Annotated in this window: 15 protein-coding genes; 5 read left to right on the top strand and 10 right to left on the bottom strand. The window is 67.4% G+C overall.

Going from position 1 to position 13763, the window contains the following annotated elements; all coding sequences use genetic code 11:
- Positions 1–292 precede the first annotated feature (292 nt).
- The 4 genes from AC08OT_RS13305 to AC08OT_RS13290 all read left to right on the top strand — a co-directional run bounded on the left by AC08OT_RS13305 (position 293) and on the right by AC08OT_RS13290 (position 4199).
- Positions 293–1219, top strand: a complete 927-nt coding sequence (locus AC08OT_RS13305; RefSeq protein WP_476602863.1) for a TauD/TfdA dioxygenase family protein — start codon at positions 293–295, stop codon at positions 1217–1219.
- Between the two features lie 215 nt (positions 1220–1434).
- Positions 1435–2475, top strand: a complete 1041-nt coding sequence (locus tag AC08OT_RS13300; RefSeq protein WP_476593280.1) for an ABC transporter substrate-binding protein — start codon at positions 1435–1437, stop codon at positions 2473–2475.
- A gap of 42 nt (positions 2476–2517) precedes the next feature.
- Positions 2518–3360: an ABC transporter permease gene (locus AC08OT_RS13295; RefSeq protein WP_476593281.1), complete on the top strand. Its 843-nt coding sequence runs from the start codon at positions 2518–2520 to the stop codon at positions 3358–3360.
- Complete coding sequence (locus AC08OT_RS13290; protein ID WP_476593282.1) at positions 3333–4199, top strand: ABC transporter ATP-binding protein; 867 nt, start codon at positions 3333–3335, stop codon at positions 4197–4199. Before AC08OT_RS13295 ends, AC08OT_RS13290 begins: the two co-directional genes overlap by 28 nt.
- On the opposite strand, the gene AC08OT_RS13285 is transcribed toward AC08OT_RS13290, so the two are convergent.
- The 10 genes from AC08OT_RS13285 to AC08OT_RS13240 all read right to left on the bottom strand — a co-directional run bounded on the left by AC08OT_RS13285 (position 4193) and on the right by AC08OT_RS13240 (position 13482).
- Entirely contained in the window at positions 4193–6475 is a 2283-nt protein-coding gene (locus AC08OT_RS13285; protein ID WP_476593283.1) for an FtsX-like permease family protein, read from the bottom strand. The genes AC08OT_RS13290 and AC08OT_RS13285 overlap by 7 nt on opposite strands.
- Positions 6472–7188 carry an ABC transporter ATP-binding protein gene (locus tag AC08OT_RS13280; protein WP_476597401.1) on the bottom strand — a complete coding sequence of 239 codons (717 nt, stop codon included), beginning with the start codon at positions 7186–7188 and terminating at the stop codon, positions 6472–6474. The genes AC08OT_RS13285 and AC08OT_RS13280 overlap by 4 nt, the downstream gene beginning before the upstream one ends.
- Positions 7185–7709 carry a PadR family transcriptional regulator gene (locus AC08OT_RS13275; RefSeq protein ID WP_476593285.1) on the bottom strand — a complete coding sequence of 175 codons (525 nt, stop codon included), beginning with the start codon at positions 7707–7709 and terminating at the stop codon, positions 7185–7187. The genes AC08OT_RS13280 and AC08OT_RS13275 overlap by 4 nt, the downstream gene beginning before the upstream one ends.
- Positions 7675–8115 carry an HhH-GPD-type base excision DNA repair protein gene (locus AC08OT_RS13270; RefSeq protein ID WP_476593286.1) on the bottom strand — a complete coding sequence of 147 codons (441 nt, stop codon included), beginning with the start codon at positions 8113–8115 and terminating at the stop codon, positions 7675–7677. The genes AC08OT_RS13275 and AC08OT_RS13270 overlap by 35 nt, the downstream gene beginning before the upstream one ends.
- 155 nt (positions 8116–8270) lie before the next feature.
- Positions 8271–8564 (bottom strand): ribbon-helix-helix protein, CopG family, encoded by a 294-nt coding sequence (locus tag AC08OT_RS13265; protein WP_476593287.1) that lies wholly within the window; start codon positions 8562–8564, stop codon positions 8271–8273.
- The gene (locus AC08OT_RS13260) at positions 8557–8862 is read right to left on the bottom strand and encodes a hypothetical protein (RefSeq protein ID WP_476593288.1); all 306 of its coding nucleotides are present in this window, start codon (positions 8860–8862) and stop codon (positions 8557–8559) included. Before AC08OT_RS13260 ends, AC08OT_RS13265 begins: the two co-directional genes overlap by 8 nt.
- 169 nt (positions 8863–9031) lie before the next feature.
- Positions 9032–9649, bottom strand: coding sequence for a phosphoribosylglycinamide formyltransferase (gene purN, locus AC08OT_RS13255; RefSeq protein WP_476593289.1), 618 nt, complete (start codon positions 9647–9649; stop codon positions 9032–9034).
- 7 nt (positions 9650–9656) lie between these two features.
- A complete protein-coding gene (locus tag AC08OT_RS13250; RefSeq protein WP_476593290.1) occupies positions 9657–10232 on the bottom strand; it encodes an HhH-GPD-type base excision DNA repair protein in 576 nt (191 codons plus the stop codon).
- 244 nt (positions 10233–10476) lie between these two features.
- Complete coding sequence (locus AC08OT_RS13245; RefSeq protein WP_476593291.1) at positions 10477–12504, bottom strand: thiol-activated cytolysin family protein; 2028 nt, start codon at positions 12502–12504, stop codon at positions 10477–10479.
- Between the two features lie 816 nt (positions 12505–13320).
- Positions 13321–13482 (bottom strand): hypothetical protein, encoded by a 162-nt coding sequence (locus AC08OT_RS13240; protein ID WP_476593292.1) that lies wholly within the window; start codon positions 13480–13482, stop codon positions 13321–13323.
- Positions 13483–13556: 74 nt separating this feature from the next.
- Between AC08OT_RS13240 and AC08OT_RS13235 the strand changes: the two genes are divergently transcribed.
- Complete coding sequence (locus AC08OT_RS13235) at positions 13557–13715, top strand: SDR family NAD(P)-dependent oxidoreductase (protein WP_476593293.1); 159 nt, start codon at positions 13557–13559, stop codon at positions 13713–13715.
- The last annotated feature ends 48 nt before the right edge of the window (positions 13716–13763 follow it).

The raw sequence follows: 13763 nt of genomic DNA, 5'->3' as shown, positions 1-13763 counted from the left end.
CGTTGACGGCCCGGAAGGGCGAGACCGAATATTGACCGGTGAGCGACTCCGGGAACGGCGGTACGGGAAGATTTCCCGCGGCCGGCGCGCGTTGTCGCCGATGTTGACGCCCTGCGTCACGTGCCGCTGTCTATCGTGACAGAATCCGTAGTCGATCGCGATAGCGCCGATCGCGACAGCGCAGGCGTTCCCGGCACGCCCCGAGAACGCCTCCCACCGGTCCGTCACCCGGAATTCCGGCCGCCATCCCCGCCGTCTCCATATCTTTTCCCAACCCATGGAGGAAAACAGGATGATAACCACGACCCCTGTTCTGGGACTTGACGTCCGCCCGCTTTCCGGCTACATCGGGGCCGAGATTCACGGAGCGGACCTGCGCGAGGACCTGGACGACGCGACCATCGCCGAAATCCGCTCCACGCTGCACCAGTGGAAGGTCGTCTTCTTCCGCGGCCAGAACATCGACCACGCCCAGCAGGTCGCCTTCGGCCGGCGCTTCGGCAAGCTGACCCCGGCCCACCCGCACGAGGACGCGCCTCCGGCGGGCTTCCCGGAGATCCTGCCGATCGACAGCCGACGGTACGCCAGGTTCTTCGGAACGAAGAAGAAGGTCACCTACGACAATGGCTGGCACACCGACGTCACCGCGCTGGTGAACCCGCCCGCCGGGTCGATCCTGCGGGCCGACATCGTCCCGCCATACGGCGGTGACACCGCGTGGACCAACCTGGTCGCCGCCTACCAGGAGCTGCCCGAGCAGCTTCGGGACCTGGCCGATGGCCTGCGCGCCCGGCACAGCTTCGGAACCTTCCCCAGCGAGAGCGAGTACGGGCGGAAGGTCGCCGCAAACCCGCTGGTCGCGATCCACCCGGTGGTGCGCGTCCACCCGGAGACCGGCGAGCGGGCGCTGTTCGTCAGCCCGAGCTTCACCTCCAAGGACAGCGAGATCATTGGTTTCTCGCCGAAGCAGAGACACCGGATCCTCGACCTGTTCTACGAGCAGATCTCCCGGCCCGAGTTCACGGTGCGGTTCAAGTGGAACCCCGGTAACATCGCCTTCTGGGACAACCGCGCGACCTCCCACCTCGGCCCGTCGGACCTGGGTCACCTCGACTTCGACCGGGTGCTGTACCGGGTGACCATCGAGGGCGATGTTCCGGTCGGCGTCGACGGCAAGGAATCCGAACTGGTCGCCGGGGAACCGTTCCTCGGCTCCTGATCCGCTGTCCGCCGGTCTCCGCGGGCACCGCGGGCACCGCGGGCACCGGAGCCGGCGATCCGCTGACAGCCGCGAGGGCCAAGTCCCGCGCGGCTGTCAGCACACCGCCAGACAATCCACCTCGAACGACAAGCCGCCCCGACCAACGATCCACCCCGAACGGCCACCGTTTGTCCGCCGGATCACGACCGAACGACCCGATAGGGAGATTTCCGATGCAGCATCGACGACCGCGCAGGCGGCGTCTTTCCCTCCTGTCCGCCGGACTCGCCGCGGCCGTCACGGTGACCCTGGCCGCCTGCGGGAGCGAGGACGGCAGCGGCAGCGCGGGTTCGGCCGCCACGGGTGGCCAGGTGACGCTGCGGATCGGCGACCAGGGCAAGTATCTGGAACTGCCGCTCACGCTCTCCGGCGAGGCGCGGGGCACTTCCTACGGGTTGAGCTGGAACACCTTCGCCGACGGTCCGCACATGAACGCCGCGTTCAGCGCGGGCAAGCTCGACGTGGGCTTCATGGGCGACACACCGGTGCTGTTCGCGAACGGGGCGCACGCCGGCGTGACGGCGGTCGCCGTCGCGGAGAACCCGGTGAACACCCAGACGATCATCGTCAAGGCCGGCTCCGGGATCCACAAGCCAGCCGACCTCAAGGGCAGGCGCATCGCCCTCACCCTCGGTACCTCTCTGCACGGTTACCTGCTCAACCAGCTCTCGTCCGCCGGTCTGAAGCAGAGCGACATCACCCCGGTGAACGTGCCCATCACGAGCCTCGGAGCGACCCTCGCCTCCGGTCAGGTCGACGCCATCGTGTACGCCAAGCAGTACGTCGCCGCGGTCGGCCAGCAGGCCCCCGGTTCCTACGAGATCGAGACCAGGCCGCTCCCGGTCTTCTCGGTCGTGCTGGCGTCGAAGAACGCCCTCAAGGATCCGGCGAAGCGCACGGCGGTGCAGGACTTCCTGATCCGCCTGTCCCGGGCGTCCGCCTGGCCGAAGGCCCATGAGGACGAGTGGATCCAGAAGTACTACGTGGGCCAGCTCAAGCAGAACCCGCAGGCGGCGAGGAAGTACTTCGACTCGCTACCGCAGGCACTCTACAAGCCGGTCTCCGCAAGCTTCATCGAGAGCCAGCGCGTGCAGGCCCGGCTGCTGATCGACGTCGACCAGCAGCCGAAGACCCTGAACGTCGACGACGAGATCGACAAGGGTTTCAATGCCGAACTGACCGCCGCGTTCACCAAGGCCTCGCTGGCCACCTGAACCTCAGAACACCAGGACATTCCATCCGAGGGGAGGATCAACGTGACCGAACTCATCTCACCCGGCAGCGTCATCGCCGGCGGCCGGACCGAGGCCGGGCCGCGCGGCACCGGCGGGCGCCGGTGGATTCCGCCGGAGGTCCGCCGGTTCACCGGTCCCGCGCTGTTGTTCGCCGCCTGGTGGACGGTCACGGGACTCGGCCTCGTCAGCGACCGGTCGTTGGCCTCCCCGGCCGCGGTGTTCGGCGCGGGACGGGAGCTTTGGAACAGCGGCGAGCTGCTGGACAGCCTCGGCATCTCGCTCTACCGGGGCGGGGTCGGCCTGATCCTCGGAGTCACCATCGGGCTGACTCTCGCGGTGATCGCCGGTTTCTTCCGCGCCGGCCAGGACGTCGTCGACTCCGCGATGAACTTCCTACGGACGATCCCCGTCATCGCGTTGCTGCCGCTCATCATCGTGTGGATCGGCATCGGCGAGGAAGCAAAAATCTTCCTGATCACCGTGGGGGTCTCCTTCCCCATCTACATGAACACCTACTCCGCCATCCGCGGGGTCGACATCAAACTGGTGGAGGCCGGCCAGACCTTCGGCCTCGGCCGGTTCGGGCTCATCCGGCGGGTCATCGTTCCCGGCGCGCTCCCGGGCTTCCTCGTCGGTCTGCGCTGGGCCCTGGGAGTCGCCTGGCTGCTGCTGGTCTTCGCCGAGCAGGTCAACACCGACAAGGGCATCGGCTACCTGCTCAACAGCGCGCAGTCCTGGAACCGGACCGACATCATGGTCCTCTGCCTGGTCATCTACGGAATCCTGGGACTCGTCAGCGACGGAATGGTCCGTATCCTGGAAAGGACGCTGCTGTCATGGCGCCGCGGCTTCGACGGAACCTGAGCACCGACACCGACACCACGGCGGCGGCCACGGCCGTCGCCACCCTGGAGCGCCCGGCCACCGACGACGCTCAGTACACCACCAGCGCTCAGCGCACCGCCGAAACCGGCGAAACCCGCGGTGCCGACGGCGCCGCCATCCGGATCCGCGGCCTGCGTCGCACCTTCGGGGATCACACGGTCCTCGACGGCCTCGATCTCACGGTCGCCTCCGGGGAGTTCGTCGCCCTGCTGGGCCGCAACGGGTCAGGGAAGAGCACGCTGATCCGCATCCTCGGCGGCTTCGACGGCGACATCTCCGACGAGGTTCTGGCCACCCGGCAGCGTTCGGTCGTCTTCCAGGAGGCCCGGCTGCTTCCCTGGACGCGGACCCTGGCCAACGTGACGATCGGTCTGTCCGGCCGTGACGTCGCCGAACGCGGACGGGCGGCGCTCGCGGAGGTCGGGCTGGCCGGGCGGGAACGGTCCTGGCCGGTGACCCTGTCCGGCGGTGAGGCACAGCGGGTCGCGCTCGCCCGGGCGCTGGTCCGGGAGCCGGACCTCGTCATGCTCGACGAACCGTTCGGGGCCCTCGACGCCCTGACCCGGATCAGGATGCACGCCCTGCTCCAGCAGCTGTGCCGTCGTCACCGGCCGGCGGTGCTGTTCGTCACGCACGACGTCGACGAGGCGATCCTGCTCGCGGACCGGGTGCTCGTCCTCACCGAGGGACGGCTCTCCCTCGACGTTCCGGTCGATGTGGCGCCCCCTCGGCGACGGGCCGACCCCGCCTTCGACCGGCTGCGTTCCACGCTGCTGGCCGAGTTCGGTGTCGACGAACTCGCCGAAGGCGATCACTGACCCGCCGCCGTCGAGCGGGCGATCTCGGGTCCGGTGGTCTGCGCCAGCAACGGCATGGTCGACGCGATGACGGCGAGGGAGGCGACGAGTCCGGTGATGACGAGCAGGTAGTACCCAGCTCCGGGTGGATGGAGGGCCTCGTCGAGCTGCGCGCGCAGGAAGAGCTGGGCCGCGAGCAACCCGGATCCGGCGGAGACGGCGGCCGTGAGCATGAGCGGGGCGACCGTTTCCAGGATGACAACATGCCTCAGCACCGCGAGTGGCGCGCCGGCAAGGCGCAGGAGGCTGAACGGGCGTTTGCGGTCGGCCAGGCCGCTGGCGACGCTGACCGCCAAGCCACAACCGGCGATGGGCAGGCTGGTGAGAATCACGACGTCCGCCAGCCGCCGGTAACTGTCAAGATGCCACGAGCTCTGGGCGTCGGCCTCCGCGAAGGTCACGGGCGGAAACGTTCTCGGGTAGGCGATTCCGAGGATGGTACGGACCCGTTCGACCGCGGCCGTCGACCCGTCCGTGACGACGACGATCTCCTCGAGGGGAAGCCGCTCCAACTCGGTGACGGACGTCCCGGCCGCCGGCCACGTGGTGTCGGCCATTGGCGAAGCCACGTCGACCACCGAGCCGCCCACGCGGAGCCGGATGGTCACGGCCTCGGCGCCGGCCGGGCAGCGACCGAGCGTCGGGACGCGGGCAAGCTGGGCACAGGAGACTAGTTTGGGCGGCAGGTATTCACGCGGATCGGAACCGGGAGCGGCGTGGATCAGCGCGATCCCCATGACGCCTGAGGCCGAGGCCAGCGCTCGAGTCGTGGCGGAGGGGATCGAGCTGGTCGTGTTCATCGCGGCCGGGCCGTCCCTCAGCGTGGCGACAACGGTCGCGTCGCCCGCGGCCTGCCCACCGGTAGTGCCGCCGTTGTACGCGACGATGGTGGTGATCCCGGTCGCGCACGTGCTGACGAACAGGGCGAGCACCAGCCCGCCGATCGCGCGAAAGCCCGCCTGAGGGTTGTCGGCCAGACGACGCGCGGCGATGAGGGTGGCCGCCCGCCTGGCGCGTCGGGCCATCAGCCGGGCGCTGGCCATCGTCAACCAGGGTCCGGCGATGATCAGCCCGGCCATGGTCACCAGGATCCCGGCCAGGAAGACGACGGCCTGGGTGTGGGTGCTGGTCTTGGTGTCCGCGCCGATGTCGTTGACGTAGGCAAAGTAGCCGAGTTCGGCGAACCCGGCCAGTAGCGGGATCACGCGCCACGCGCGGGGCGGGCGGGGGGTCGCGCGTCGGGTCACTCTCAGCGGAGAGATGTTCACCCGACGCAACGCGACACGGGCCGCGACAGCGGCCGCGATCGGGATGCCGAGCGCGACGAGAAGCACGTCGGGCAGGCGCAGTGACAGGTCGGCGGTGAAGAACGCCTCGCCGGTGAACGGAATCCGCGCCAGCGCCGGGCGCAGTGCGTAGAACAGGCCGAAGCCGGCGGCCACTCCCGCGGCGGCGGCGACACTCGACTCGACGCCGGAGATCACCGAAATCTGGCGGGGCGTCGCGCCGATCAGGCGCATCGCGGCGAAGCGCTGCTCCCGGCGCGCGGCGGACAGCCGGGTCGCGGCGCCAATGAAGATCAGCACCGGAAACAGCAACGCGGCGATCACGACCGCCAGGATCAGCGTGATGCCGTTGGAGTTGATGCCGCCACCGAGCGCGCAGGCGCCGACGCAATCGCTGGGCGTCGTCGTGCTGATCCGGTTGACCAGGTCGACGCCGTCCTGGTGGGAGAGGTCCTCGACGCGGTGGCCGATGACGATGATCAGCGAGTTCGGCGCCGGCAGGGCCGCCGAGCCGATCGTGCCGACGAGGGTGCCGGGGTAGCGGTCGCCGAGCTGTGCCGCGGGGGTGTCGCGCAGCAGTTTCGCAAGAGCGGGTGAGGCGTAGAACTCCCCCGGGCCGGGGAGCTCCCCGATGCCGGGCGGGACCGGGGAGTGAGGGCCGGTGGCGGCGACGTCGACCCACCCGATCTGTCGACCCCGGTAGTAGTCGGCGCGCAACCGCCACCACAGCGGGTCGGCCCCGACCGCGCCGTTTGCGGCCGGTGCGGCCGATCCGGGGTAGGCGGTCTCGAGCCAGGCGTAACGGGAGTTCTGGGTGCTGACGGCGTTGAGGCCGGCCAGCGTGGTCAGCAGCAGGCCCACGCCGATCGCCACCGCGATCGCGATGAGGGCCAGCCGGGCGACGGCATCCCGTCCGCCGGCCAGGGTGAGCCGAAGGCCGAGTCGGATCACGAGACGACCAGCTCGCCGGAGGTCACCCTGCCGTCGCGGACGATGATCTCGCGGTCGGCATAGGCGGCCACCCGGGGATCGTGGGTGACCAGGACGACGGTCGTGCCCTGATCGCGGGCCGCGGCCACCAGTAGTTCCATCACCCGCTCGCCGGTGAACGAGTCCAGCGACCCGGTCGGCTCGTCCGCGAACAGCACCTCCGGGTCGGCGACTAGGCCGCGGGCCAACGCGACGCGCTGGGCCTGCCCGCCGGACGATTCCCCGGAGCGACGGCGCCCGAGCCCGTCCAGGTCAAGTCGCTCCAGCCAGCCGCGGGCCTGGCCCATGGCGTCGGCGCGGCGCGCGCCGGCCAGCAGCAGCGGCAGCGCGACGTTCTCCTCGGCGGTGAGTTCCGGGACGAGCTGCCCGAACTGGAAGACAAAACCGAACCGGTCGCGCCGCAGCGCGGCGCGCTCGTTCTCGCGCAGGGTGTCGATCCGCCGGCCGGCGAAGTGGATCTCCCCGGCGTCCGGGGTGAGGATTCCGGCCAGGCAGTGCAGCAAGATCGACTTACCGGAGCCACTCGGCCCCATCACAGCCAGGATCTCCCCGGTGGCGACCGACATGCTCGCCGCGCGCAACGCGGGCGTCTGACCGAACGCCAGCCGGATCTCACGCGCCGCCAGCAGGCGCCCGGATCGGCCCGCCGCGGCGGAGGCCGGGGGCGCGCTCACGGCCTGACCACCCGTGCCAGCGCGTCCAGCCGGGCCGAGGTCAGCTCGATCCAACGAAGATCGGCCTCCAGGTGGAACAGGCCATGATCGGCGAGCAGCGCGTCGACCAGGCTCCCGGTGCGCTTGAGCTCGGTCAGTTCCCGCATCCGCCGCATGTGCGCGGCCCGCTGGACGTCGAGGTACCGCTCGGCCGAGCGTCCCGACATCAGGGCCAGCACCACCTTGACGAACAGCACCGTCTGCAGGTGCGGCTCGGCCGCCACCGGCGTCGCGAGCCACGTCTCGACATCGCTGACGCCCTGTTCGGTGATGACGTAGCGCTTGCGGTCAGGCCCGGCGCCCGGCTCAGCCTCGGCCGCGATCGCCTTCCCGTCCCGAGCCAGCCGCGCAAGCGTCGCGTAGACCTGGCCGAACGGTAGCGGCTTACCCCGGCCGAAGAAGGTGTCATAGTCGCGCTTCAGGTCGTACCCGTGGCTCGGCTCTCGCTCAAGTAGCCCCAGAAGGGCCAGTGGAACGCTCATACCGCCAGAGTCTACATCGAGTGTAGACTCGACGGTAGGCGGCTCCGGTCTTCGCGGCGACCTTCATCTGCTCGTAGTCACGCGCCTTGTCCCGCGTTGCCGGGCCGGTGATGTCCGCGACTGAGCGGAAGCTGTCCTCTTCCCCGAAGGGCTCCGACGCCTCGCGCCAGCCGGGCGGCGTGACGCCGAGCTGCTTGCCCAGCAGCGCTACGAAGATCTTCGCCTTCTGTTGGCCGAAGCCCGGAAGCGCCGCGACCCGCTTGAGCAGCACCTTGCCATCGGTGGCAGTGGTCCACAGCCGCGCGGCATCCCCGTCGTACTCGTCGACGATCAGCCGGCACAGCGCCTGCACTCGCTTGGCCATCGACCCCGGAAACCGGTGCAGCGCCGGCTGCCGCGAGAACACCGCCCCAACGCATCCGCGTCGTAGTTCGCCAGCTCCTCCGCGTCCAGCGGCCGGCCGAGTCGCAGCGTCAGCTCATATGGCGCCACGAACGCCCGCTCCAACGGGATCTGCTGGTCCCAGCCAGTCCCGGAAAGATGGAGTGATGGATAAGGTGATCAAGCAGACTCGCGAAGGACCCTGCGCACGATCTCTTCGACTTGGTCCACGGTCACCACGGACGTCTCAGGACTCTCCATCGCCCGCGTGAGGATGCGCCGGACCAGGGCCGAGGTTGGAATGTGCTCGGCGGCCGCGCGAGCCTTGAGAGCGTCCGCCAACGATGTGGGCACCCGTACCGAGACGACGGCCTGCTCGGACTCCACCGCCTCCGCCTCGGCGGCTTCGGCCTCCTCAGCCGCGTACTCGGCTCGGATCGCCTCCCGCCGGGCACGTCTGGACGGATCAGTCATTGTCGCCTACTCCCTCCAGGTAATCGCGAAAGTCGCTCCCCCGGGTCTTCCAGGCGGTGATCCCGGCTTGATCAGTCGGATCGATGATCACAGTCAGCACGAACCCGGCGTTACGCGAGTAACCGATCAGGCGAGCCGCGCCTATCCTGCTCTTCGGGTCGGGGTCGCGAAGGATCCGTCTCGGGTCCCTGGCCGCCTCCAAGGTCCACTCGGGCTCGATGTCCGTCGCGCCAAGGTAGCGATCGGAACGGTGCCGGATGTACTCCGCGTCGTCCCGGTCCCACCACAGGCCGTCCACCACAACTTACAGTGTCACACAGCTACTTACCTACGCGCCGGGCGACACCCAGATGATCACCGGCCCGGCAACTGCCTGAGCCGACGGGTACATCGGTCGCCCTGGGGATTCGGTTTGACCTTGCCAGCCGCGATAGGGATGAACGATGCTCGCCTTGCTCCATCCGCAGCTATCGACCGACTGCCCGGAGAGCAAGATTCTGCACCACCATGGGCAGTAGAAGGTGCTCAGCCTTGAGGACTCGTTCAGAAAGGCTCTCAATGGTATCGCCTGGCAGGACGGGGATTTCATGCCTGGCGATAACACGACCTTCGTCATACTCCGCGGTGACGATGTGGACCGAAGGGCCTGTGACACGGTCGCCGGAAGCCAGTACGGATTCATGAACAGCCCTGCCGTACATGCCCTTTCCGCCGTGCCGGGGAAGTAGCGACGGATGTGTGTTGATAATTCGACCAGCGTACGACTCCAGTGTACGAGGGCCGATCTTCTTCAGATAGCCCGCGGTGACGACCAAGTTGATCTGGTGCTCGCGCAGTAGAGCGCATATGGCCACGTCGAGCCGGGCCGGATCGGGATGCGTCACTCCGGACATGTGCACTGCGGGTATGCCGTGGGCTCGGGCATACGAGAGAGCGCCGGAATCCTTATTGTTACTCAGGACCAGAGCCAGATGGAACGCCGCGTCCAACCCGAGGGATGCCTGGTGTAGTGCATGCAGATTCGTTCCGGTGTGCGAGGCGAACACCGCCACGCCAAAATCAGCCACGCGCAGCACCCAATTCACCGCAGGATCAGTTCGCCGATGGTTTCGCAGCGGCCTTCATCGCCTTCTTGAAGTCCCGGACCTTGATCCTCGACTCGGGGCTGGTGACGTCCGCGATCGAGCGGTAGCTGCCGTCCTCGCCAAAGGGCGCACAGGCCTCCTTCCAGCCCGGCGGGGTCACACCGAGCTGCTTACCGAGCAGCGCCACGAAGATCTTCGCCTTCTGCTGGCCGAAGCCGGGCAACGCAGCGACCCGCTTGAGCAACTCGCGGCCGTCGACCGCACTGGTCCAGATGGCCGCCGCATCCCCGTCGTAGGAGTCCAGGATCAGCCGGCACAGGGCCTGCACCCGCTTGGCCATCGACCCGGGAAACCGATGCAGCGCCGGCTGCCGGGAGAACACCGCCCCCAACTCGTCCGGCTCGAACTCGGCCAACTCGGTCACGTCGAGCGGCCGACCCAGCCGCTGCGCGAGCTCGTACGGCGCGGCAAACGCCCGCTCAAGCGGGATCTGCTGGTCCAGCACCATGCCAATAAGGAGGGCAAGCGGGTCGCTGGTCAGCAGCTCGTCAGCCGCGTCGATCTGGCTCAGGCGTAGTCCCACGTCGTCACGGTAGCCGACTGTGCGACAAGGATCGTCACGCCGCCCGCCAGATAGCCGTACCGCGATGCATCGAAGGCGGCTGCCCGCAGGATGACGACTACGCGAAGATCACGTCACGTACGCGAGCCCAGGGCAAACCACCGTCCGCGCGCGGGCTCCTAAGCTCGAACCGCCGCATCGAGGTCGCTGACACCGCTCCGGCCGGCACCCGCCGAACGTGTGCCGCAGATCGAAGCGATGAGAATCAGATGAAGACTCCGGCGGATGCGGCGTCTCCCCGCCGCACTTCGACGGTGCTTTCGAACTTGCGCCAGTCATTCCCGTTAAATGGGTTGTTGTTGTTGATGTTGAGTAGCAGGCGGCCGGGCTTCGACGGCGATCCTTCCCAGAAGCCCCCTGCCTCGATCCAGTTCCCAGCGGCACCACCAAATGAGATCACCAGAGCGTAGGCAGTCCCGTCGGGTTTGGGCGCCGCCTTGTCCGCTTTATGCCCTGGCCAGCCCTGCGGGCCGTGCAGTCCGGCCAGAAAGACGCCGGACCAGATCTCGCCTCCGGTGCTGACCGTGACCGTGTCTCCGGGGTTGACATTGATACCGGTGTCCACCAATCCCCCACCCGGCCCATCGTAGGGGAAGAACTTCGCACCGATCACGTCGGCTCCCTGCGCAGACAGGGCCTGGACGTATTCGGCGGAAAGGGCGACCCGCGCCACCGTCCCGTCCGCGACGTGGCGAGCCGTGAACGAAACCGGAGCGCCGAGGTTCTGGGTATTGAACATTAGGCCGCTCTTGTACACTTGCTCAAGCTCCGCGATGGGATCGGCGAGGGTCTGAAAGTTGCGCCCACCAGGAACTCCGATTGTGTACGCCTTGACCTGCGAACTCTCCAGGACCTCCTTCATGCGGATGTCAACACTACCGGTCACGGAAGTGGCTCCCTGAACATTCGCTTTGAGGGCGGCCGTGAACTCCGAACTGGAGAAGGACCCCTGTGCCGTCAGGCAGATGAGGCGGCCGTACTGCACGCTGTCGATATAAAGGGGAGGATTACCCGCGCCGACGAACGGCACGACGTCATCGAAATCGACGCCGTCCCAGAATCCTTCGGCACCCGGACCGCCGGGCGTGAAGGTCACCGAGTAGAAGATCTGCCGGATGACCGCGACGGCGACGCTCTGCTTGTAGCTCTGAGTGAGGGACGCGTTCGCATCGACGCCGAAGTTGGACCCTTTGACGGTGAGTCCGAGCTTGGCGCCGACCTCCCGCAGCGTCGATGCCTTGTCCACACCAATCTTGAGGATACCCGGGGAGTCCGTCGGACTGACCTGCTGAATAATCGAGCGGCGCGCCGCGTCCATGCTCGCTGACGATGGACTCTGTATAGCCTGGCTCTGGCCCGCGCCGACGCTGTTTGAGATGAGGTCGGTAACGACGCTGACTGTGCCCGGGGAACGCGGGAGCGGGCCGACAGGCGCGACATCACCGGACAGGAGCACCTTTCCTTGAATAATCTGGCCCGGCCAGACTCCCATTGCTGCGATGTCCTGGAGAAACGCCTGCTCAACTATTTCGTTGACCAGCCTCCGGCGCTGTTCGGTGACGATGTAGGCGATCCCGCCCGCGTCAACGGTCGAGGTCTGGGGTGGGGCCAGATCGCTGGATCCGGTGACTACTGGTGGCAGTCGGCCGAGCTGCTCCAGAGAGGTTGACAGGCTGGGACCGGCGTCGATGTAGCCCGCCGCGGGGATGCTTCCCGCGCCACCAGGGATTCGGAATGAAATAACTTGTTCACTTCGGGGTCCTCGCGAGCCCGTGACCCGCGAAGACGCATATTGGCTTGCATTAATTACTTCATTACGAATTCCAGGGATCCCTGTCGCCCAAATAGGCCGGTTACTTTTGTGGCGGATGACGAGATTTCCATCGTTCTCAAGAACAAGGAAGGGATTGATGAAAGCCGGCCCCCACGTTCCAGATCCCCAGCGAGGGAGGCCATCCTTGTCGTACAGCACGAAATTTCCGTCGGTCTGCATGACAGCCCGGGTGGGCCGCTGCTCCTCCGGGAGCATCCAGGTGTCGGCGGACCAGTAAGCGTTGGCTACCCCGAGAGGTGCCACTGGTGTCGTCCGTTGGTACAGAACAAGATTACCGTCGGACTGCATGAGGAGCTCGAATAAGCCGTTGACGGACGTGAGCTTGTCATCGCGACTGAGCTGTGCGCCAGAAGGTAACCGATCGGTCATGGCAGAAACAACCCCCCGCTTGCGCAACACATACTCTCCACACCGGAGACGCATCGCCACCCTCCGAGCATGGTGGCGACAGCGATGACGTTACCCGTAGGGTGACTGCACTGCAAGACGATGATCGGCTAGGGCGGATCTAAACCGAACTTACGTGATGTTGGTCGAGACCAGGGCGGTGACCTGCGGTTTCGTGGGAATGACCAGAACGTTCGTGTCTACAAACCCTCTAGTTCGACGGGGCGTGACCACGAACTGGCTGAACCCAACAGAGAGTAGCAGGTCGTTAGTGGACACAAAATTGACCCCGTGAGCCGTTCTCGCTGGTCAGACCCCCGAATCCTTGATCGACGGTCGTAAGTTCGGTCTGAAAGCCACGACAAGATTCGGAACGAAGCTGGCGGGAGTTGACGCGGCGGGTACGTAGCCGCCGCTGCGTCCAGATGATCGCCTCTGCGGGGCACGGCATCGGCCGAGTGCTCCTGGTAGAAGCGGACGGCGAGGACGCCGGCCGTAGCATCCTCGATCAGCCGCCGGCTGGCAACCACGGCTGCGACGCCCGGTTGGATCAGGGCGTTGGGGCGGGGCGGCGGCTTTCTCGGGGCGCCGTGCTGCGGCGACTCCCGAGTCGCGGGCGGACGCAAACCGTAGCCGCGCACCTCATGGTGCCGACGGTCCGCTTCGTGAGGGAGGCGAGCGGCAGGTAGCTGTCCAGCGGCCGGTCTCGGTACCCGGTCCCGCGGCAGGTGAAGTGCAATGTGGTGTGGCTGCGCGTTCCGCGTGGCACCGCAGCCACACGAGGGGCCGGACCGGACCACACGCAGGGAGTGGGCCGTCCAACTCAGGCTACGAGCCCAACCGTGACGATCTGCGGCCAGGCCGACCTCGCCCCCTTCTACGCCATCCTTCCGACACCCGCTGGTCGAGAACCATGGCGATGAGGAGCGCCAACGGGTCCTTGGTCAGCAGTTCGTCGGCCTCGTCGATCTGGCTCAGGTGCAGTCCCACGGCACAACCGTAGCCGAGCGCCTGGCGGCAGCCTGGCCGCCGTGGTGGCGCTCACCCAGGCGGTGTTGCCGCAGATGCGCCAGCAGCGCCGCGGCGCGATCGTCCAGCTGAGCAATATGGGCGGCCAGATGTCGTTCGCAGGGTTCTCGGCGTACAGCGCGACGAAGTTCGCCCTGAGGGCTGGTCGGAGGGTCTGGCCGACGAGGTCCGCCCGTTCGGTGTCAACGTGCTGATCGTCGATCCGCACCGGCCTGTTCGACCCGACGCGCGCACCAACCAGG

Source organism: Frankia sp. CgJB1, assembly GCF_977947065.1.
This window is presented reverse-complemented; position numbering and strand designations above follow the sequence as displayed.

Excerpts from the sequence above, each read along its gene's own strand:
- AC08OT_RS13305 (WP_476602863.1), top strand. The coding sequence starts at position 293 with ATGATAACCACGACCCCTGTTCTGGGACTTGACGTCCGCCCGCTTTCC.
- AC08OT_RS13300 (WP_476593280.1), top strand. The coding sequence starts at position 1,435 with ATGCAGCATCGACGACCGCGCAGGCGGCGTCTTTCCCTCCTGTCCGCC.
- AC08OT_RS13290 (WP_476593282.1), top strand. The coding sequence starts at position 3,333 with ATGGCGCCGCGGCTTCGACGGAACCTGAGCACCGACACCGACACCACG.
- AC08OT_RS13275 (WP_476593285.1), bottom strand. The coding sequence starts at position 7,709 with ATGAGCGTTCCACTGGCCCTTCTGGGGCTACTTGAGCGAGAGCCGAGC.
- AC08OT_RS13265 (WP_476593287.1), bottom strand. The coding sequence starts at position 8,564 with ATGACTGATCCGTCCAGACGTGCCCGGCGGGAGGCGATCCGAGCCGAG.
- AC08OT_RS13235 (WP_476593293.1), top strand. The coding sequence starts at position 13,557 with ATGCGCCAGCAGCGCCGCGGCGCGATCGTCCAGCTGAGCAATATGGGC.